Genomic DNA, 19,845 nt, shown 5'->3' with positions numbered 1-19,845 from the left:
GTCCGGGACGGTCGCCACAGGGGGCCGAGCCGGTGAACGGCGCCATGCTAGGTTGCCGATTTCCACCGTGCTTACCCTGGCGTGACACTGGACTTTTCTTTTCGGGACACGCTTGGAGCGTGCACATGAGGCCCCTGGTCCGCACCGCAGCCCTCAGCGGCTATGTCGAGCTGTGCCGCTCACTCGGCGTCGACCCGCAGGCGCTGATGAAGCGCGTCGGCCTGGACACCGCCGCCCTCGCGGTCCAGGACCGGTGGATCTCCGGTGCGGCCGCGGTCCAGGTGCTGGAGCTCTCGGCGGCCGCCTCAGGGCACGAGGACTTCGGCGTGCTCATGGCGGAGTTCCGGCGCTTCTCCAACCTCGGCCCCGTCAGTCTGGTCGTCCGCGAGGAACCCGACGTGCGGAACGCACTGGGGCTGCTGATCCGGCATCAGCACATGTACAACGAGGTCCTGCACACCCGGCTGTCCGAGGGCGACGGGTTGGCCACGTTGAAGGTCGACCTGCGGCTCGGCGAGGCGATGGAGGCCCGGCAGGCCACGGAGCTGGCCGTCGCCGCCTACCACCGGATCCTGCGCGGCTTCCTGCACACCCGGTGGCAGCCGCTGTCCGTATGGTTCAGGCACTCCGCCCCGGCGGACGCCGCTTCGCACCGGCGCGTGTTCGGCCCCATCGTGGAGTTCGGCCGCGAGTTCGACGGGATCGTCTTCTACGCCGACGATCTCGACGCGCCCAACGCGATGGCGGACCCGCTGCTGCGGGAGTACGCCCGCCAGTACTTCGAGACGATCGCGGTCCCCAAGGACACCACCGTCGCGGACCGGGTGCGCGAGCTCATCGAGGCCCTGCTGCCGAGCGGGCGCTGCTCGGTCGAGCAGGTCGCGCGCAGCCTCGGCGTCGACCGGCGCACCGTTCACCGGCACCTGGCCTCCTCGGGTGAGACGTTCTCCTCACTCCTCAACACCACCCGCATGCACCTCGCCGAGCAGTTCGTCGCGAACCCGCGGCGCTCGCTGACGGAGATCTCCGACCTGCTGGGCTTCTCGTCGCTGAGCGCGTTCTCGCGCTGGTTCCGCGAGCAGTTCGGGTGCAGTCCGAGGGCGTGGCGCAGCGACAGGAGCCGGCAGCAACTCCCCGCCCAGGACTGATACCGCGGGCGGTACGCGCCAGGGCCCGTCCTCCCGGCTCACTCGGCACGACTCAGGCCGATGTCCCCAAATGACAAGTAATCCGTCCCCGTGGGTCAAGCGATCACAGAGGCTCGCCCCTACCTTGGCAGCACCGCAGAGAAGCGGTCGGCCGCCGGAGGAGAGCCGTGGTACTCCCCCTGTGCACGTCCCCTCCGGACAGGTCGAGCGTACCCGGGCCGCCATGCGCCCGCTGTTCCGCCCGGTGACCCGCATCGATCCCCGCTGGACATCCCAGACCGTCGCATCGCACATGGCGATGCGCTTCCGGCGAGTGATCACCGATCCCACGAAGGAGACGGACCGTGCACTTCCACGACGACTCACTCTTCCCGGAGAACCAGGAAAAGCTGGTGATCCAGGCCGCTCCCTACGGGCCGGAGTGGCTGCCCGGGGACGCCGACGACCTTCCCCTGACCATGGACGAGCACGTCCAGGCGGCCGTCGACTGCTACAACGCCGGCGCCACCGTGCTCCACATCCACGTACGCGAGCTCGACGGCAAGGGCTCCAAGCGGATGTCCATGTTCAACGAGCTGCTGGGCCGGCTGCGCGAGGCCGTGCCGGACATGGTCCTGCAGATCGGCGGCTCGATCTCGTTCGCCCCGGAGGACGAGGGCAGTGAGGCGAAGTGGCTGAGCTACGACACCCGTCACCTGCTGGCCGACCTCACCCCCGCGCCGGACCAGGTGACGATCGCGATCAACACCAGCCAGATGAACATCGTCGAGATCATGACCGACGACGACTTGGAGGGCACCTCGATCGCGAAGCCCGAGTACTACAGGGCCTACCGCGACATGGTCGTCGAGGCGGGCCCCGAGTTCTACCTGGAGCACCTCAAGCGCCTCCACGCGAACGGCATCCAGCCGCACTTCCAGCTCGCCACGCCGGCCCAGCTCGAAACCGTGGAGCGGCTCATCCGGGCCGGCATCCACACAGGTCCGCTGATCCTCAACTACGTGGCCATCGGGGGTGGTTTCGCGGGCCGTCACCCGGCCGACCTGATCGAGTTCGTCCGCCGCACCCCGGACGGCGCCGTCCTCACCATCGAGAGCTCCATGCGGGCCGTGGCGCCGATGAACGCGATCGGCATCGCGCTGGGCGTGCACGTGCGCGTGGGCAACGAGGACAACCTGTGGCGGCGCAAGGGCGAGCGCATGACCACCGTCGAGCAGGTCGAGCAGATGGTACAGATCTCCGAGGCGCTCGGGCGCGACATCGCGACCGGCGCCGAGGCCAAGAAGATCTACAAGCTCGGCGAGTACTACTCCGGCGCCGACGAGACGCTTGCGCGTCTCGGCATGGTGCCCAACCGCCGTCCCGGTCAGCGCGGCTTCATGCTGCGCGACGTCTGATCGCGGCACGGAGTCACGCGCCGCCGCGCATCCGCGCGATCCGAAGAGCCGCCGGGGCCCAACTCCCTCCCGGCGCCGGCGGCCCTCCCCCCTCCTCACCTCCCCCGAACAACGGAGCACGCCCGTGGCCCACGCCATTCGCTTCAAGGAGACCGGCAGTCCCGACGTCCTGCGCTGGGAAGAGGTCGTCGTCGGCGACCCCGGCCCGGGCGAGGTACGGATCCGGCACGAAGCCGTCGGACTCAACTTCGCCGACACCTACTTCCGTACCGGCCTGTATCCCGCGCCGCTGCCCGCCGGACTGGGCGTCGAGGCCGCGGGTGTGGTCGAGGCGGTGGGCGAGGGCGTCGCCCACGTCGCCGAGGGCGACCGGGTCACGTACACCGGAAGCCCGCTCGGTGCCTACAGCACGGAACGGGTCATGCCCGCGGGCCCCCTGATCCGGCTGCCGGACGCCATCGGCTTCGAGACCGCCGCCGCGATGACCATGCGCGGCCTCACCTCCGCGTACCTGCTGCGCAGGATCCACCCGCTGAAGGCCGGCGACACGATCCTGCTGACCGCGGCGGCGGGCGGCGTCGGCCTCATCGTCTGCCAGTGGGCCAAGCTGCTCGGGCTGACCGTCATCGGCACCGTCTCCACCGAGGAGAAGGCCGAGCTCGCCCGCGCCCACGGCTGCGACCACGTCATCCACTACCGGCGCGAGAACGTGGCCGAGCGGGTGCGCGAACTGACCGACGGGGCCGGGGTCCCGGTCGCCTTCGACAGCGTGGGCAGGACCACCTACGCCGCCTCGCTCGCCTCGCTGCGGCGCCGCGGTCTGCTGGTCTGCTTCGGTACGGCCTCCGGGCCCGTCCCGCCCATCGACGCCATGCAACTGGCCGTCAACGGCTCCCTGTTCGTCACCCGACCCGCGCTCGCCGACTACATCGCCGAGCCCGCGGAGCGGGCCGAGCTGGCGGGCGAGCTGTTCGATCACGTCGCCTCCGGCCGCATCACCATCGAGATCAACCAGCGCTACGCGCTCGAGGACGCCGTACGGGCGCACCGCGAGCTGGAGGCAGGACGGACCACGGGATCGTCCGTCTTCGTTCTCTGAGCCCCTGCGGGATCACGCGCACCACCACCCTCTCCAGGAGGAAGCACCATGGAAAAGACTCTCGCTCCGCTGGAGGGCGCGCCCGCGTTGGTGCGCGCCCACTCCCGCGGCTCCATCAGCGTCGAGCCGCTGACCTGCACCATCGGCGCCGAACTCTCCGGCGTGAACCTCGGCGACGCCTCGCGCGACGACGACCTGTTTGCCGAGATCAAGGCCCTGCTCCTGCAGTACAAGGTCCTGTTCCTGCGGGACCAGGACATCACGCGGGCCGAACACGTGGCGTTCGCCGAGCGTTTCGGCCCGCTGGAGGACCACCCGGTGGCCGGCAGCGACCCCGACCACCCCGGCCTCGTCCGTATCTACAAGGACCTGGACAGCGCGCCCGAGCACTACGAGAACGCGCTGCACACCGACGGTACCTGGCGTGAGAACCCGTCCATGGGCGCCGTGCTGCGCTGCATCGTGTCGCCCCCGGTGGGCGGCGACACGATCTGGGTCAACATGGCCGAGGCCCACCGCCGGCTGCCGGAGCACATCAAGACCCAGATCCAGGGGCTGCGGGCCCGGCACAGCATCGAGGCCACCTTCGGCGCCGTCATGCCGCAGGAGAAGCGGCACTCGCTCAAGGCACAGTTCCCCGACGCGGAGCACCCGGTGGTGCGCACCCATCCCGAGACCGGCGAACAGGTCCTCTTCGTCAACGCCTTCACCACGCACTTCGTCAACTACCACACGCCCGGGAACGTGCGCTTCGGGCAGGACTACGCGCCCGGCGCCGGCCTCCTGCTGAACTACCTGATCAGCCAGGCCGCGGTCCCCGAGTACCAGGTGCGCTGGCGCTGGACGCCGAACAGCGTCGCCATCTGGGACAACCGCTCCACGCAGCACTACGCCGTGCAGGACTACTGGCCCGCCGTCCGCCGGATGGAGCGCGCCGGGATCGTCGGCGACAGACCGTTCTGACCCCTTCCCTTTCCGTCAAGAGCAGTTGAGGTGATGACAATGGGGTTCCTCACCACTGCGGAAGCCGCCCCGGGCAGAACCGGTTCCGGTTCCTCGGAGTGGCCCGTGTCCCGGCGCTACGCCTGGGTCGTCTTTGCACTGAGCTTCGGACTCCTGCTCTCGGACTACATGTCCCGACAGGTCCTCAACGCCGTCTTCCCGATGCTGAAGGCCGACTGGCTGCTCTCGGACGCCCAACTGGGCTCCCTCAGCGGCATCGTGGCGCTGATGGTCGGTCTGCTCACCTTCCCCCTCGCGCTGCTGGCCGACCGATGGGGCAGGGTGAGATCCCTGGTCATCGCGGCCACGATGTGGAGCCTGGCGACGCTCGGCTGCGCGGTGGCGGCGAGCTACGGCCAGATGTTCGTCGGCCGGCTCTTCGTCGGCATCGGTGAGGCCGCGTACGGCAGTGTCGGCATCGCCGTGGTCCTCAGCGTCTTCCCCCGCGCCCTGCGGGCCACGCTCTCAGGAGCCTTCATCGCCGGTGGGGCCTTCGGCTCGGTCCTGGGCATGTCGATCGGCGGCGCGGTGGCCCAGGCATACGGCTGGCGCTGGGCGTTCGGCGTGATGGGCGTCTTCGGCCTGGTGCTCGCGGGCATCTACGCCGTAGTGGTCACGGAGAAGCGGCTGGCCCCGCGGCAGGATCCGGTCGACGGCGAGGCCGGCACCGACGCGTCCGGCCGTCTCCGTGTGCTCCTCCCGCGGCTGTTCTCCTCCGTCTCTGTGGTCAGCGCCTACATCGGCAGCGGTCTGCAACTGTTCATCGCGGGTGCCCTGATCGCCTGGCTGCCCAGCTACTTCAACCGCTACTACGACATGCCGACCGCGAAGGCCGGTGCGACCGCGGGGCTCTTGGCCCTGGTGATCGGCATCGGCATGATCGCCGGCGGCATCGCCTCGGACCGGATCAGCCGGCGCGCCCCGATCCGCAAGTGGGCCATCGCCATCAGCTGCAGCGTGGGTTCCCTCGTCCTGCTGACGACCGCGTTCCGCCTGCCGGCCGGCCCGGTGCAGCTGTCGGTGCTGGCGCTCGGAGCCCTGCTGTGCGCCGGAACGGCCGGGCCGGGGGCCGCCATGGTGGCGAACCTGACCCCCGCGGCCATCGCCGCAACGGCGTTCGCCACGCTCACACTGGCCCAGAGCCTGCTCGGACTGGCCCCTGGCCCCGCGGTCACCGGCGCGCTCGCGGACCGGCTCGGTCTGCTCGGCGCGCTCCAGTTCGTCCCGCTCGTGGCGGTCGCGGCCACCGGAGCCTTCCTGATCGGCCGCCACCGGTACGAAAGCGATCTCCACCGTCTCGCCCAACCCGTCGCGACGGCGGAGCCCGAGGAACCGGAGGCGTCCTCATGACAGGAACCTCGAAGCCCACGATCGTGATCGTTCCCGGCATGCGGGACCACGTCGAGGACCACTGGCAAACCATCCTGGCCACGAGGCTCCGCGAAGCCGGCCGCACCGTGCGCACCGTTCAGCCACTGGTGCGCAACCGGCTCAGCCGAGACGCCCACGTCGCCAACGTGGTCGAGGTGATGGCTCGGATCACCGGGCCGGTACTCATCGTCGCCCACAGCGCGGGCGTCATCACCACGGTGCAGTGGGCCCAGTGGCACGACGCGAACGTCCGGGGCGCCCTGCTGGCCGCGCCCCCGGACTTCGAGACACCGCTGCCGGACGGCTACCCCACCCTCGACGAGCTGGAGACACACGGCTGGACACCGGTGCCCCGGAAGCCGCTGCCCTTCCCCAGCATCGTCGCGGCCAGTTCGAACGACCCCCTGGGATCCCCGGAGCGCGTCGCCGGACTCGCCTTGGACTGGGGGAGCCGCCTGGTGGACCTCGGCCCCGTCGGGCACCTCAACCCCGCGTCGGGACACGGTCCGTGGCTCCGGTCCGAGGGACTCGTCGAGGCACTCGAACACGGCTGGTGCCATATGGCTCCACGGCCGGCCTCGTAGGCCGTAGCGCTCCCGCCCACCCCGCCGCCGGAAAGGCAACGATGAACACTGACACCGACCTGTTGTGGTCGCCCGGTCGCCCCGAACTCGAGGAATCCAACGTCGCGGTCTTCATGGAATGGCTGGAAGAGGTCCGGGGGCTGCGCTTCACCGACTACGCCGAGCTGTGGCGGTGGAGCTCCACCGATCTGCCCGGATTCTGGTCGGCGGTGTGGGAGTTTTACGGGCTGGACGCGGTCACCCACTACGACGAGGTGCTGAGCGATGCGTCGATGCCGGGAGCCTCCTGGTTCCCCGGCGCCCGGCTGAACTTCGCCGAGCGGTGCTTCGCCCAGGCCACGGATGCCCGACCGGCGCTGGTCGGCGTGGCCGAGGGCGGCACGCCCGTGGAGACCTCGTGGCAGGAACTCGGCCGCCAGGTCGCGGACGTCGCGGCGGCCCTGCGCCGGATGGGCGTGGGGCCCGGCGACTGCGTGGCCGGATACCTTCCCAACCTCCCGCAGACCGTGGTCGCCCTGCTGGCCTCGGCCGCCGTCGGCGCCGTGTGGACGGCGTGCTCCCCGGACTTCGGCACGCCCAGCGTGCTCGCCCGGCTGCGGCAGGCGCGGCCGGCCGTCCTCGTGGCCGCGGACGGATACCGCCACGGCGGCAAGACGTACGACAGGCGCCCGGAGGTCGCCGAGCTGGCGAACAAACTGCCCACCCTCCGTCACGTCCTCGCGGTCGACAACCTCTTCACGCCCCCGACCGAGCCCTGGTCGGCGCGGCCCGGGATCGAACAGCACGCCTGGTCCGCCCTGCCGGCCGCCGAGGCCCCCCTGGAATTCGCCGACGTGCCCTTCGACCACCCGTTGTGGATCCTGTGGTCATCGGGGACCACCGGGATACCCAAGGGGATCGTTCAAGGTCACGGCGGCATCGTGGTCGAACTGCTCAAGGCACTTGGCCTGGGCGTGGATCTGCGTGCCGACGACCGCTACCTCTTCCTCACGTCCACGAGCTGGATGGTCTGGAACTTCCTGGTCGGCGGTCTGCTGCACGGCAGCACGATCATCCTGTACGACGGCAGCCCCACCTTCCCGGACATCAACGGGGCCTGGCGGATCGCCGAACAGACCGGCGCCACCGTGGTCGGCGTGGGCGCGGCCTACCTCGCCGCCGTGGAGAAATCGGACACGCATCCCGCGGCCGAGTTCGGTCTCAAGCGACTGCGCTCCGTACTCCAGACCGGATCGGCGCTGCCGCCCAGCACCTGGCGTTGGGTCTACGACCGGCTCGCGCCCGAGGTCTGGCTGCAGTCGATCTGTGGTGGTACGGACATCTGCTCGGTGCTCGCCGGCGGTTCCGCCCTGCTGCCCGTACGCGTGGGCCGCATCCCCGCCCCCTCGCTCGGCGTCGCGCTGGCCTCCTGGGACCCCTGCGGGCACCCCCTGACCGGCGAACAGGGCGAGCTGGTGGTGACCGCGCCGCTGCCGTCCATGCCCCTCCACTTCGTCGCCGACCCCGACGGCACCCGCTACCGGGCCAGCTACTTCGACACCTACCCCGGGGTCTGGCGGCACGGCGACTGGGTCACCGTCGACACGGACCTGTCGGTCGTCGTCGCCGGCCGTTCCGACGCCACCCTCAACCGCATGGGGGTCCGGATGGGCTCCGCCGACATCTACGCCGTCGTCGAGCAGCTCCCCGAAGTCGCCGACAGCCTCGTCATCGGCGTGGAACGGCCCGACGGCGGCTACGTCATGCCCCTGTTCGTCGTGACCGCCCACGGCACCGCCCTCGACGACGGACTGCGCGAGCGGATCACCACCGCCATCAAGCGCGAGTTGTCCCCGCGCCACGTGCCCGACGTGATCGTGCCGGTCCCCGCCCTCCCGCGCACGCTCACCGGCAAGAAGCTCGAGGTACCGGTCAAGCGCATCCTGCAGGGTGCCCGCACCGGTGATGTCAGCGGCGAAGGATCCGTCGCCCACCCCGAGATGCTCGAATGGTTCACGGAGTTCGCAGCCCGGTCAGGCGTCGGACAGGTGAATCCCTGAGGCCGAACAGCCTGCCGAGTGCTGCGAGCGCTCCGGGCGCGCCAGGGCCCACTCACCGGACCCACGCCCTGAGGCCTGGCGTCTCATCGGCACCAGCGTCGAACGAGCGTCAAGACTGTCGCCCAGCCAGCCGGCCAAGCAGACGAGGCGCACCGGCCGTTCGACGCGCACACTGAACGAAGCACCAGGTCAGACGGCTCATCCAGAACATCCGGGACAGGCCACGTGGTGATCACGTGCAAACAAATCGAAGCAGACGACGCCTGACGGAAAATTCGCAGGTCAGGGTCACTTTTCGGCCGGTTCGAGAATCGCCACGCACTCCACGTGATGCGTCATCGGGAACAGATCGAACACCCGCAACGTCCGCACCCTGTACCCCCCGTCCCGGAAGTACCCCAGATCCCGTGCCAGCGCGGCGGGGTCGCAGGCCACGTAGGCGATCCGGCGCGCCCCCAGGGACGAGAGGTGCTCCACCGTCTTCCGGCCGGCGCCCGCCCGTGGCGGGTCCAGGACGACGAGGTCGACCTCCGTGATCCCCGTACGCGGCAGGACGGACTCGACCTTGCCCTGTTCGATGCGGACGCGGTCGAAGCCGGCGAGGTTGTGCCGGGCGTCCTCGACCGCGCGCTTGCCGGACTCGATGCCGAGCACCGCGCCCTTCTCGCCGACCCGGTCGGCCAGGGCGCCCGCGAAGAGGCCGACGCCGCAGTAGAGGTCGAGCGCCATGTCGCCCTTGCGCGGCAGCAGGCCCTGCATGACCGCCTTCATCAGCGTGTCCGCCGCCTTGGGGTGGACCTGCCAGAAGCCGCCGGCGCCTACCCGGTACGTGCGGTCGTCCGCGCGCTCGCGGACGAACGGGCGGCCGTGGACGCGGTGGACGCCGCCGGACTTCTCGTCGACGCGCATGACCGACACGGGCCGGTCCAGTTCGACGATCGGCAGCCGTGCCCCGGGCCGCGGGGTCAGGATGACCTGCCGGTCCTGCGAGCCGCTCGCCGCGATGGCCTCGACGGACTCCATGCCCGCCCAGTCACGCCGCTCGATGCCCAGCTCGCTGACGCCCTCGGCGGCGATCATGCAGTGGTCGATCCGCTCCACCTCGTGGGAGCGGTGCCGGCGCAGACCCGCGTGCCCCTCGGCGTCCACGGCGTACTGCACCCGCGTGCGCCACTGCGGCACCTGGCCGGCGGGCAGCTTGTCGCCCTCGGCCGGCATCACCGTGCCGTCCCAGCCGGCCTCCTCGGGGGTGAGGCCCGCCAGGCGCTTCAGCTGTTCGGCGACGACCTCGCCCTTCAGCCGCCGCTGGGCACCCGGCTTGGCGTGCTGCCAGTCGCAGCCGCCGCAGCGGCCGGGGCCGGCGAAGGGGCAGGGCGCCTCGATGCGGTCCTTGGACGGCTCCAGGATCTCGACGGCGTCCGCGCGCAGGAACCGCGCGCCCTCCTCGCCCTCGGTCACCCGCGCCACGACCCGCTCACCGGGCAGGGTGTGCCGGACGAACAGCACCTGCCCCTCGGACGTACGGGCGATGCAGTGGCCGCCGTGGGCGACGGGGCCGATCTCGACCTCGTACTCCTCGCCCACCAGCGACTTCTTCGGTTCTGCCTGCATGGCGGGGTGACTCCAGTGACGAGAAGGGGGGACGGTCGGACAACAGCCGACCAGTCTACGTCGACTGCGAGGACTCCTTCGCCCGGTCCGTCTGCGCGGGACCGCGACGCACCGCGCCGGGCGCACTCCACTCCTGCCGCTTTCGGGCCCGCCGCTTGGCCGCCTCGGAGGACTGCAGCTGGTACGGGACCGAGGTCACCATGACGCCCGGCGTGAACAGCAGACGGCCCTTGAGCCGCAGCGCGCTCTGGTTGTGCAGCAGGTGCTCGTACCAGTGGCCGACCACGTACTCGGGGATGATCACGGACACGGCATCGCGCGGGGACTCCTTGCGCAGGCTCTTGACGTACTCGATGACCGGCCGGGTGATCTCGCGGTAGGGCGAGTCCAGCACCTTCAGCGGTACGCCGATGCCGCGCCGCTCCCACTCGTCGCGCAGCGCCTTGGTCTCCGCGGGGTCCACGTTGACGCTGAGCGCCTCCAGGGTGTCCGAGCGCAGCAGCTTGGCGTAGGCGAGGGCCCGCAGGGTCGGGCGGTGGATCTTGGAGATCAGCACGACGGAGTGGACGCGGGAGGGCCGCACCATGTCGTCGCTCGGGGCCTCCTCGGGGTCCTCGGGGGCCGCGATCTCCTCGCTGACGCGGTCGTAGTGCTTACGGATCGCCGTCATCGTGGCGTAGAAGATGCACATGCCGAGCAGCGCCACCCAGGCGCCGTGGGTGAACTTCGTGGCCAGGACGACGACCAGCACCAGGCCGGTGAAGAAGGCGCCGAAGGTGTTGATGGCCCGGGAGCGGATCATGTGGCGGCGCTTGGCCTGGTCCCGCTCGGTGGCCAGGTGGCGGTTCCAGTGGCGGACCATGCCGATCTGGCTGAGCGTGAAGGAGACGAACACGCCGACGATGTAGAGCTGGATCAGACGCGTGGAGTCGGCGCCGTAGATCCACACCAGGAGCATGGCCGCGCCGGCGAGCAGCACGATGCCGTTGGAGAAGGCCAGGCGGTCGCCGCGGGTGTGCAGCTGGCGCGGCAGGTAGCGGTCCTGGGCGAGGATCGAGCCGAGCAGCGGGAAGCCGTTGTAGGCGGTGTTCGCCGCGAGGAACAGTACGAGGGCGGTGGCGGCCGCCAGCACGATGAACAGGAAGCTGCCCTTGCCGAACACGGCCTCCGCGACCTGCGAGATCACCGGGTTCTGGACGTAGTCGGCGCCGACCGCGACACCGTCGTGGATGAGGTCGACGGCCGGGTTCTCGGCCATCCGGACATGGGTGGCGGCGGCCAGGCCGATGATGCCGCAGAACATGGTGACGGCGAGCAGGCCCATCAGCGCCAGCGTGGTGCCCGCGTTCTTCGACTTGGGCTTGCGGAACGCGGGGACGCCGTTGGAGATCGCCTCCACGCCGGTGAGCGCGGCACAGCCGGAGGAGAAGGCCCTCAGCAGGAGGAAGACCAAGGCGAAGCCGGCCAGTCCCTGGTGCTCGGGTTTGATCTCGAAGTCGGCGGTCGGCGCCCGCATGGTGTCGTCGAGCACCAGGCCGCGGAACGCACCCCACACGATCATGATGAAGACGCCCGCGACGAAGACGTACGTCGGGATGGCGAAGAGGGTGCCCGACTCCTTGACCCCGCGCAGGTTCATCAGTGTCAGCAGCAGGATCACGGCCATCGCGCAGAAGACCTTGTGCTCGACGACGAACGGGATCGCGGAGCCGAGGTTCTCGATGCCGGAGGAGATGGAGACCGCGACGGTGAGGACGTAGTCGACGAGCAGGGCGCTCGCCACCGTGAGGCCGGCCTTGGGGCCGAGGTTGGTGGTCGCCACCTCGTAGTCGCCGCCGCCGCTCGGGTAGGCGTGCACGTTCTGCCGGTAGGACGCGACCACGGTGAACATCAGTACGACGACCGCGACGGCGATCCAGGGGCTGAAGTGGTACGCCGACACACCCGCGATGGAGAGGACCAGCAGCACCTCGCCCGGTGCGTACGCCACGGAGGACAGCGGGTCGGAGGCGAAGACGGGGAGGGCGATGCGCTTCGGCAGGAGGGTTTCCCCCAGCCGATCACTGCGCAGTGCGCGCCCGATCAGAATCCGCTTGGGCACGTCGGTCAGTTTGGACACAACAGAGGATCGTAAGCGTTCGAACGCAAGGCCGCCCACCCGCCACCCCCGATCCGTCCGCCCTCTGCTCTCCGGGTGAATCGAAGCGGCGGTGCGGCTGCGGATTCCGCAGGTTGCGGGACTCGCGTGCCTATATGACAAAACGCCGCCCGATTCCCGGCCGTTGCCGCACCCTGGAGGTTCCATGCACCTGACCGCAGAGATGATCGGCGGCGCCGTCACGCTCGTCGGCCTCGGAATCCTGACACTTGCCAGCGTGCGCAGCATCGGCCGGCGGCGGTCCTCGGCCCGGGGGTGAGGCCGGGGGTGGGACCGGGCGGCAGGTACGCTCGCCCGGTCCCGAGAGCCGGGCTCCGGCCGTCGGGCCCGGACCCCTGTGGCTCATGAGGGCTTGCCGATACGTTGGGCGTGGACAGGGGAACCCGGCTTCGCGGGGCCCCGCGAGGCGTCATGGCCGGTGCTCACCGGCATGATGTTCCCCTGCGGCCCGCACACTGGCCGCGACACGTCGCCAGGCGAGCCGAAAGAGAGACATGAGCAGGACATTCACGAAGGTCACAGGGCCCGTAGGAAGCGCGGTGTGACGCGATGCATATTGTCATCATGGGCTGCGGGCGCGTGGGCTCCGCTCTCGCCCAGACCCTGGAGCAGCAGGGGCACACGGTCGCCGTGATCGACCAGGACCCCACCGCCTTCCGTCGCCTGGGCTCGCAGTTCGGCGGCCGCCGGGTCACCGGCATCGGCTTCGACCAGGACACCCTGCGCGAGGCGGGCATCGAGGAGGCCGGCGCCTTCGCCGCCGTCTCCAGCGGTGACAACTCGAACATCATCGCCGCCCGCGTGGCCCGCGAGATGTTCGGCGTGGAGAACGTCGCCGCCCGCATCTACGACCCCCGACGCGCCGAGGTCTACCAGCGTCTGGGCATCCCCACGGTCGCCACCGTCCGCTGGACGGCCGACCAGATGCTGCGCCGGCTGCTTCCCTCGGGGGCCGAGCCGCTGTGGCGCGACCCCACCGGCGGCGTCCAGCTCGCCGAGGTGCACACCTCCACCGCCTGGGTCGGCCACAAGATCAGCCGGATCCAGGAGGAGACCGGTGTGCGGGTGGCGTTCCTCACCCGGCTCGGGGAGGCGATCCTGCCGAGCTCGCAGACGGTGTTGCAGGAGGGCGACCTGGTGCACGTGATGATGCGCGCCGACGAGGTCGACAAGGTCGAGGCGGCGTTCGCCACGGGACCTGAGAAGGAGGCCGGTCACTGATGAGGGTCGCCATTGCCGGAGCCGGTGCCGTCGGCCGCTCGATCGCGGGCGAACTGCTGGAGAACGGCCACGAGGTCCTGCTGATCGACAAGGCGCCGACCGCCATCTCGGTCGAGCGCGTCCCGCTGGCGGAGTGGCTGCTCGCCGACGCCTGCGAGATCACGTCCCTGGACGAGGCGGCGCTGCAGCGCTGCAACGTCGTCATCGCCGCGACGGGCGACGACAAGGTCAACCTCGTCGTCTCGCTGCTGGCGAAGACGGAGTACGGCGTCCCGCGCGTCGTCGCCCGGGTCAACAACCCCAAGAACGAGTGGCTCTTCAACGAGTCCTGGGGCGTGGACGTCGCCGTCTCCACGCCGCGCCTGATGTCGGCCCTGGTCGAGGAGGCGGTGAGCGTCGGCGACCTGGTCCGGCTGCTGCGCTTCAGCCACGGCGACGCCAACCTCGTCGAGCTGACCCTGCCGGAGGAGTCGGCGCTCGCCGGCACCCAGGTCGGCGACGTCCAGTGGCCCGAGGACACGTCCCTGGTCACGATCATCCGCGGCACCCGGGTGCTGACCCCGTCCCACGAGGACTCCCTGGAGGCGGGTGACGAACTGCTGTTCGTCGCGGCCCAGGCTCGCGAGGAGCAGCTGGAGGACCTGCTGTCGGCGAGGCGGAGCGACGCGGCGAGCTGACCGCGGTCCGTCGTACGCCGCAGGGGGCGCCCGGGATTTCCGGGCGCCCCCTGCGGCGTCGTGTGCGGGAACGGGCGGGACGAGCGCGGCGTGCCGTCCCGGGCGGCGCGAGGGCCCGACGTCACACCTTGCGGTGCCTGCCGCCCTGGGAGTCCGCGGCTTCGCCGTCCGCGAGCCGCCGCTCGGCCGTCTCCCGCTCCGCCTTCTCCTGCTCGGCCTTCTCCGCCGCCTCCATCTCCGCGAACACGTCGATGGGGGCCGGCGCCTTCGCGAGGAACACCCAGGTCAGCCAGACGGCGAGCAGGAAGGGCGGGATCTTCAGGGTGACCAGCACCCAGCCGAGCTGCTCGGTGTCGGCCCACCAGTACAGCGGGAAGAGGATCGCGCACTTGGCGAGCAGGATGAGGCCCCAGGCCCAGCTGGCCTTCGCGTACGCCTTCTTGCGGCCCGGGTTGCGGGTGCGCCAGGAGAGGTTCTCCTTGAAGATCGGGCCGAGGATCAGCCCGATCAGCGGCACACCGGCCAGCGTGGTGACGATGTAGGCCAGGCCCAGGCCGAGCGTGTAGAGCATGCCGGGCAGATAGAAGTTCTTGGCGTTGTCGGTCATCATCGCGAAGACCACGCCGAAGGCGACACCGAAGACCCCGCTGAATGCGTGCTTGACGGTGTCCTTCATCGCCAGGCGGACCACGACCAGCACCAGCGACACGCCCAGCGCCGCGATCGCCGACAGGTGGAGGTCGTTGTTGATCGTGTAGATGGTGACGAACAGAAGGCCCGGCAGCACCGTCTCGATCATGCCCCGGACGCCACCGAAGGCTTCGAAGAGCGCGGCCTCCGTCACCGCCCGCGCGTCGTCCGCTTCCGCTTCAGTGTCTCCGGTCGGCTTGTCGAGGGACGTCACCGGCTACTCCCGTCCGAGGGGTCGCAGTTCGTATTTCGGGTTGAAGAGCACCCGGCGGCCCCGGCTCATCGAGATCCGGCCCGATGCGATGAGCTTGCGCCCCGGCTCTATGCCGACGATCGAGCGCCTGCCCAGCCACACCACGTCCAGCGCGGCGGAGCCGTCGAAGAGCTCGGCCTCCAGGGCCGGGACTCCGGCGCGCGGTCGGAGGGTGACCGTGCGCAAGGTACCAGTAACCGTGACGATCTGCCGGTCCTGGCAGTCACGGATACGGGTGCAGCCGGTGGTCTCGGCGTCCTCCCGCAGCTCCTCGGACTCCAGGTCCTCCTGCGATGAGGAGAGCCGGTCGAGCATGCGCCGGAACCGGCCCACCGGCTTGTCGGAACGAGGAACAGCACTCATATCTGAAGCGTACCGGGGCATGCCAAACGCCAGGCACCCCCTCCGGGACCGGTATCGGAATGCTCACTTCTCGAACCGGTAGCCCATCCCCGGCTCGGTGATGAAGTGCCGCGGGTGCGACGGGTCCGCCTCCAGCTTGCGGCGCAGCTGCGCCATGTAGACCCGCAGGTAGTTGGTCTCCGTCCCGTACGACGGCCCCCACACCTCCTGGAGCAGCTGCTTCTGGCTGACCAGGCGGCCGGTGTTGCGCACCAGCACCTCCAGCAGATGCCACTCCGTGGGCGTCAGCCGTATGTCCTTCCCGGCCCGGTTGACCTTCTTCGCGGCCAGGTCGACGGTGAACTGCTCGGTCTCCACCAACACGTCGTCCGCGTCGCCCGGGACCGGCTCGGCCCGGCGGACGGCGGCGCGCAGGCGGGCCAGCAGCTCGTCCATGCCGAAGGGCTTGGTGACGTAGTCGTCGGCGCCCGCGTCCAGCGCCTCGACCTTCTCGTCGGAGGAGTGCCGGGCGGACAGCACCAGGATCGGCACCCGGGTCCAGCCGCGCAGGCCCTTGATCACCTCGACGCCGTCCATGTCGGGCAGGCCCAGGTCGAGGACCACCACGTCGGGGTGGCGGGCGGCGGCGAGCTGGAGTGCGGTGGCACCGTCGTGGGCGGCGTCGACCTCGTAGTGGCGTGCCTTGAGGTTGATCACGAGGGCCCGCACGATCTGCGGCTCGTCGTCGATCACGAGCACCCTCGTGGGGGTCTGGGGGGTACCCCCAGTCGGGCTCAGCATGTGGCCTGCCTTTCTGCTGTCGTGGAGCCGAGGAGCTCGGGAGTGGGTGCGGCGACGCGGAGGCTGAGGACCATGGTCAGGCCGCCGCCGGGGGTGTCCTCGGCGTTGAGGGTGGCGCCCATGGCCTCGGCGAAGCCGCGGGCCACGGCGAGGCCGAGCCCCACGCCGGCGCCGCGCGGGGCGTCGCCGTAGCGCTGGAAGGGCTCGAATATGCGGTCCTTGGCGTCGTCCGGCACCCCCGGTCCCCGGTCGACGACCCGCACCTCGACGCGGTCGGCGAGGGCGCTGGCGGCGACCAGGACGGTCCGGCCGGCCGGGCTGTACTTGACGGCGTTCTCCACCAGGTTGGCCATCGACCGCTCCAGGAGCCCGGCGTCCACGGCGACCATGGGCAGCGTCTCGGGGATGTCCAGCTCGACGCTGCCCTCGGGCACGCCGCCGAGCGCCATCGGGACCACCTCGTCGACGTCGATCTCGCGGATCAGCGGGGTGACCGTGCCGGTCTGCAGGCGGGACATGTCCAGCAGGTTGCCCACGAGGTGGTCGAGACGGTCGGCGCCCTCCTCGATGCCCTCCAGCAGCTCCGCCTGGTCCTCCTCGGACCAGGCCACGTCGTCGGACCTGAGGCTCGTCACGGCCGCCTTGATCCCGGCCAGGGGGGTACGGAGGTCATGGCTGACGGCGGCCAGCAGGGCCGTGCGGATGCGGTTGCCCTCGGCCAGCGCGCGGGCCCGGTCGGCCTCCTCGCGCAGCCGACGCCGGTCCAGTACGACGGCGGCCTGGGCGGCGAAGGCGGCCAGCACGCGGCGGTCCTCGGCGGGCAGGACCCGGCCGGTCAGCGCGAGGGCCATGTGGTCCCCGACCGGCATGTCCACGTCCGCGTCCTCCGGCCGCTCCACCGGCGGGCCGAGGCCGGCCCGGCCGGCGCAGGTCCAGGGCGCCACGTCGCTCTGCCGCTCCAGCAGGGCCGCCGACTCCATGCCGAAGGTCTCGCGGACCCGTTCCAGCAGTGCCTCCAGGCTGGTCTCGCCGCGCAGCACGCTGCCGGCGAGGAAGGACAGGATCTCCGACTCGGCGCGCAGCCGGGCGGCCTGGTGGGTGCGGCGGGCCGCGAGGTCGACGACCGACGCCACGGAGAGCGCTACGCCCACGAATATGGCCAGGGCGAGGATGTTCTTCGGGTCGGCGATGGTGATGCGGTTGAGCGGCGGCGTGAAGAACCAGTTCAGCAGCAGGGACCCGACCGCGGCCGAGGCGAGCGCCGGGTACAGGCCGCCGAGCAGGGCGGCCGCCACCGTCAGCGCCAGGTAGAGCAGGACGTCGTTGGCGAGCCCGAGGTGGACGGTGTTCAGCACCAGGGTCAGCAGCACCGGGCCGCCGAGGCCCGCGATCCAGCCCCAGACGATCCGGGAGCGCCCCAGGCGCGCGCCCCTGGCCACGGGGAGCCCGCGGCCCTTGGCGACCTCCTCGTGGGTGACGATGTGGACGTCCAGGTCGGGACCGGACTCGCGGGCGACGGTGGCGCCGACGCCGGGGCCGAAGACGTACTGCCAGGTCTTGCGCCGGGAGGAGCCGAGGACGATCTGGGTGGCGTTGACGCCGCGCGCGAAGTCCAGCAGGGCGGCCGGTATGTCGTCGCCGACGACGTGGTGGAAGGTGCCGCCCAGGTCCTCCACCAGCGTCCGCTGCACCGCGAGTTCCTTGGGGGAGGCGGACGTCAGCCCGTCGCTGCGGGCGATGTAGACGGCCAGCACCTCTCCGCCGGCGCCCTTCTCCGCCAGTCGTGCGGCGCGGCGTATCAGCGTCCGGCCCTCCGGTCCGCCGGTCAGCCCGACCACGATCCGCTCGCGCGAGCCCCAGATCTTCGACACCCGGTGCTCGCTGCGGTACTGCTTCAGGTACTCGTCGACCCGGTCGGCGACCCACAGCAGCGCCAGCTCGCGCAGCGCGGTGAGGTTGCCGGGCCGGAAGTAGTTCGACAGGGCCGCGTCGACCTTGTCCGGCTGGTAGACGTTGCCGTGGGCCATGCGCCGACGCAGCGCCTGGGGCGACATGTCGACCAGTTCGATCTGGTCCGCGCGCCGCACCACCTCGTCCGGCACGGTCTCCTGCTGCCGCACCCCGGTGATCGACTCCACCACGTCGCCGAGCGACTCCAGGTGCTGGATGTTGACGGTCGAGATCACGTCGATGCCGGCGGCCAGCAGTTCCTCGACGTCCTGCCACCGCTTGGCGTTGCGCGTGCCGGGCACGTTGGTGTGCGCCAGTTCGTCGACCAGGGCCACCCGGGGGGCACGGGCCAGCACGGCGTCCAGGTCCATCTCGGTGAAGACCGCGCCGCGGTACTCCAGCCCCCTGCGCGGCACCTGCTCCAGACCGTGCAGCAGCACCTCGGTGCGCGGCCGGTCGTGGTGCTCGACGAACGCCACGACGCAGTCGGTGCCGCGCTCCACACGGCGATGGGCCTCGGCCAGCATGGCGTACGTCTTGCCGACGCCCGGCGCCGCACCGAGGTAGATCCGAAGCTTGCCGCGTCCCATGGCCCCATTGTCTTCCGGTCGCTGCTGCCTGCGCAGCGTCGACCTTACGGCCAACAATCCCGACAAATCGGGGCGGGGTACGGCCCGAGGAGCGTAATTGACGGAACTCTGACGCCGGTGGCGCTCACTGCTCGACGATCTCCCCGTCGCGCAGCTCCAGCACCCGGTCGGCCAGGTCGAGCAGGGTGGCGTCGTGCGTGGCGACCAGGGCGGTGACCTGTTCGCTGCGCACGACGGCCCGCAGCAGCTCCATCACCGCGTGCCCGGTCTCGGCGTCCAGCTGCCCGGTCGGTTCGTCGGCGACGAGCAGCGCGGGGTTGTTGGCGAGGGCGCGGGCGATGGCGACCCGCTGCTGCTGTCCGCCGGACAGTTCGCCGGGCCGCTGGGCGGCGTGCTCGGCGAGGCCGACCAGGGAGAGCAGCAGTCCGACGCGCTCCTCCCGCTCACGCGGCGCGGCCCGGCGCAGCCGCATCGGCACGCCCACGTTCTCGGCGGCCGTGAGGATCGGCACGAGTCCGAAGGACTGGAAGACGAACCCGACGCGGTCCCGGCGCAGTGCGAGCAGCCCGTCCTCGTCCAGCTCCGCCAGATCGCGCCCGTCGACGCGGACCCGCCCGGCGTCGGGGACGTCGAGACCGCCGACGATGTTGAGCAGCGTGGTCTTGCCGGACCCCGACCGGCCCCTGAGGGCGACGAGCTCACCGCGCGGCACCTCGAAGGAGACGCCACGCAGGGCGTGGACGGCGGCGGTGCCGTGGCCGTACGACTTGTGCACGTCCTCGACGCGCACCATGGCCTCGGTGACCACCTGGCTCATGTGTCCTCCCCCGCCGGATCCGGGCGCCAGTATCCCCAGGGCCCGGGGGGATGTTCAACGGTCGTGCCGGGGTCGCGTCGCGGGCGGGCCACTGC

At 70.8% G+C, this 19,845-nt stretch carries 16 protein-coding genes; 9 read left to right on the top strand and 7 right to left on the bottom strand.

Annotation, left to right across the window (positions count from 1 at the left end):
• Positions 1–125 precede the first annotated feature (125 nt).
• From IE260_RS02840 to IE260_RS02810, 7 genes are all read left to right on the top strand, one after another.
• Entirely contained in the window at positions 126–1,148 is a 1,023-nt protein-coding gene (locus tag IE260_RS02840) for an AraC family transcriptional regulator ligand-binding domain-containing protein (RefSeq protein ID WP_189869049.1), read from the top strand.
• A 344-nt stretch (positions 1,149–1,492) separates the two neighbouring features.
• The gene (locus tag IE260_RS02835; RefSeq protein ID WP_189868835.1) at positions 1,493–2,545 is read left to right on the top strand and encodes a beta-keto acid cleavage family enzyme; all 1,053 of its coding nucleotides are present in this window, start codon (positions 1,493–1,495) and stop codon (positions 2,543–2,545) included.
• Between the two features lie 124 nt (positions 2,546–2,669).
• On the top strand, positions 2,670–3,644 hold the full coding sequence (locus IE260_RS02830; RefSeq protein ID WP_189868834.1) for a quinone oxidoreductase family protein: 975 nt from the start codon (positions 2,670–2,672) through the stop codon (positions 3,642–3,644).
• 48 nt (positions 3,645–3,692) lie between these two features.
• Positions 3,693–4,607 carry a TauD/TfdA dioxygenase family protein gene (locus IE260_RS02825; RefSeq protein WP_189868833.1) on the top strand — a complete coding sequence of 305 codons (915 nt, stop codon included), beginning with the start codon at positions 3,693–3,695 and terminating at the stop codon, positions 4,605–4,607.
• Between the two features lie 105 nt (positions 4,608–4,712).
• Entirely contained in the window at positions 4,713–5,996 is a 1,284-nt protein-coding gene (locus IE260_RS02820; protein ID WP_229880373.1) for an MFS transporter, read from the top strand.
• Positions 5,993–6,601, top strand: coding sequence for an RBBP9/YdeN family alpha/beta hydrolase (locus tag IE260_RS02815; RefSeq protein WP_189868831.1), 609 nt, complete (start codon positions 5,993–5,995; stop codon positions 6,599–6,601). The genes IE260_RS02820 and IE260_RS02815 overlap by 4 nt, the downstream gene beginning before the upstream one ends.
• Before the next feature lie 41 nt (positions 6,602–6,642).
• Positions 6,643–8,640 (top strand): acetoacetate--CoA ligase, encoded by a 1,998-nt coding sequence (locus IE260_RS02810; RefSeq protein WP_189868830.1) that lies wholly within the window; start codon positions 6,643–6,645, stop codon positions 8,638–8,640.
• Positions 8,641–8,928: 288 nt separating this feature from the next.
• Here the strand turns inward: IE260_RS02810 and IE260_RS02805 are convergent, their stop codons facing one another.
• Together IE260_RS02805 and IE260_RS02800 are read right to left on the bottom strand one after the other, a co-directional pair.
• Positions 8,929–10,251 carry a class I SAM-dependent RNA methyltransferase gene (locus IE260_RS02805; protein ID WP_189868829.1) on the bottom strand — a complete coding sequence of 441 codons (1,323 nt, stop codon included), beginning with the start codon at positions 10,249–10,251 and terminating at the stop codon, positions 8,929–8,931.
• A 55-nt stretch (positions 10,252–10,306) separates the two neighbouring features.
• Positions 10,307–12,370: an APC family permease gene (locus IE260_RS02800; protein ID WP_189868828.1), complete on the bottom strand. Its 2,064-nt coding sequence runs from the start codon at positions 12,368–12,370 to the stop codon at positions 10,307–10,309.
• A gap of 588 nt (positions 12,371–12,958) precedes the next feature.
• Between IE260_RS02800 and IE260_RS02795 the strand changes: the two genes are divergently transcribed.
• Both IE260_RS02795 and IE260_RS02790 read left to right on the top strand, forming a co-directional pair.
• Positions 12,959–13,630 carry a potassium channel family protein gene (locus tag IE260_RS02795; protein WP_189868827.1) on the top strand — a complete coding sequence of 224 codons (672 nt, stop codon included), beginning with the start codon at positions 12,959–12,961 and terminating at the stop codon, positions 13,628–13,630.
• Complete coding sequence (locus tag IE260_RS02790; RefSeq protein ID WP_189868826.1) at positions 13,630–14,307, top strand: potassium channel family protein; 678 nt, start codon at positions 13,630–13,632, stop codon at positions 14,305–14,307. Before IE260_RS02795 ends, IE260_RS02790 begins: the two co-directional genes overlap by 1 nt.
• A 121-nt stretch (positions 14,308–14,428) precedes the next feature.
• Here IE260_RS02790 and IE260_RS02785 read toward each other — a convergent pair whose 3' ends face one another.
• From IE260_RS02785 to IE260_RS02765, 5 genes are all read right to left on the bottom strand, one after another.
• Positions 14,429–15,211, bottom strand: a complete 783-nt coding sequence (locus IE260_RS02785; RefSeq protein WP_189868825.1) for a DUF3159 domain-containing protein — start codon at positions 15,209–15,211, stop codon at positions 14,429–14,431.
• A gap of 3 nt (positions 15,212–15,214) precedes the next feature.
• Positions 15,215–15,613, bottom strand: coding sequence for an OB-fold nucleic acid binding domain-containing protein (locus tag IE260_RS02780; protein ID WP_189868824.1), 399 nt, complete (start codon positions 15,611–15,613; stop codon positions 15,215–15,217).
• 63 nt (positions 15,614–15,676) lie between these two features.
• Positions 15,677–16,393 carry a response regulator gene (locus tag IE260_RS02775; protein ID WP_189868823.1) on the bottom strand — a complete coding sequence of 239 codons (717 nt, stop codon included), beginning with the start codon at positions 16,391–16,393 and terminating at the stop codon, positions 15,677–15,679.
• Positions 16,387–18,933 carry a DUF4118 domain-containing protein gene (locus tag IE260_RS02770; RefSeq protein ID WP_189868822.1) on the bottom strand — a complete coding sequence of 849 codons (2,547 nt, stop codon included), beginning with the start codon at positions 18,931–18,933 and terminating at the stop codon, positions 16,387–16,389. The genes IE260_RS02775 and IE260_RS02770 overlap by 7 nt, the downstream gene beginning before the upstream one ends.
• Positions 18,934–19,057: 124 nt before the next feature.
• Positions 19,058–19,750 carry an ABC transporter ATP-binding protein gene (locus tag IE260_RS02765; RefSeq protein WP_189868821.1) on the bottom strand — a complete coding sequence of 231 codons (693 nt, stop codon included), beginning with the start codon at positions 19,748–19,750 and terminating at the stop codon, positions 19,058–19,060.
• Positions 19,751–19,845: the final 95 nt, after the last annotated feature.

This window comes from Streptomyces viridiviolaceus (assembly GCF_014650995.1).
GTDB lineage: Bacteria > Actinomycetota > Actinomycetes > Streptomycetales > Streptomycetaceae > Streptomyces > Streptomyces viridiviolaceus.
The sequence above is the reverse complement of the archived record's forward strand: the minus strand, read 5'-3'. Positions and strand labels throughout refer to the sequence as shown.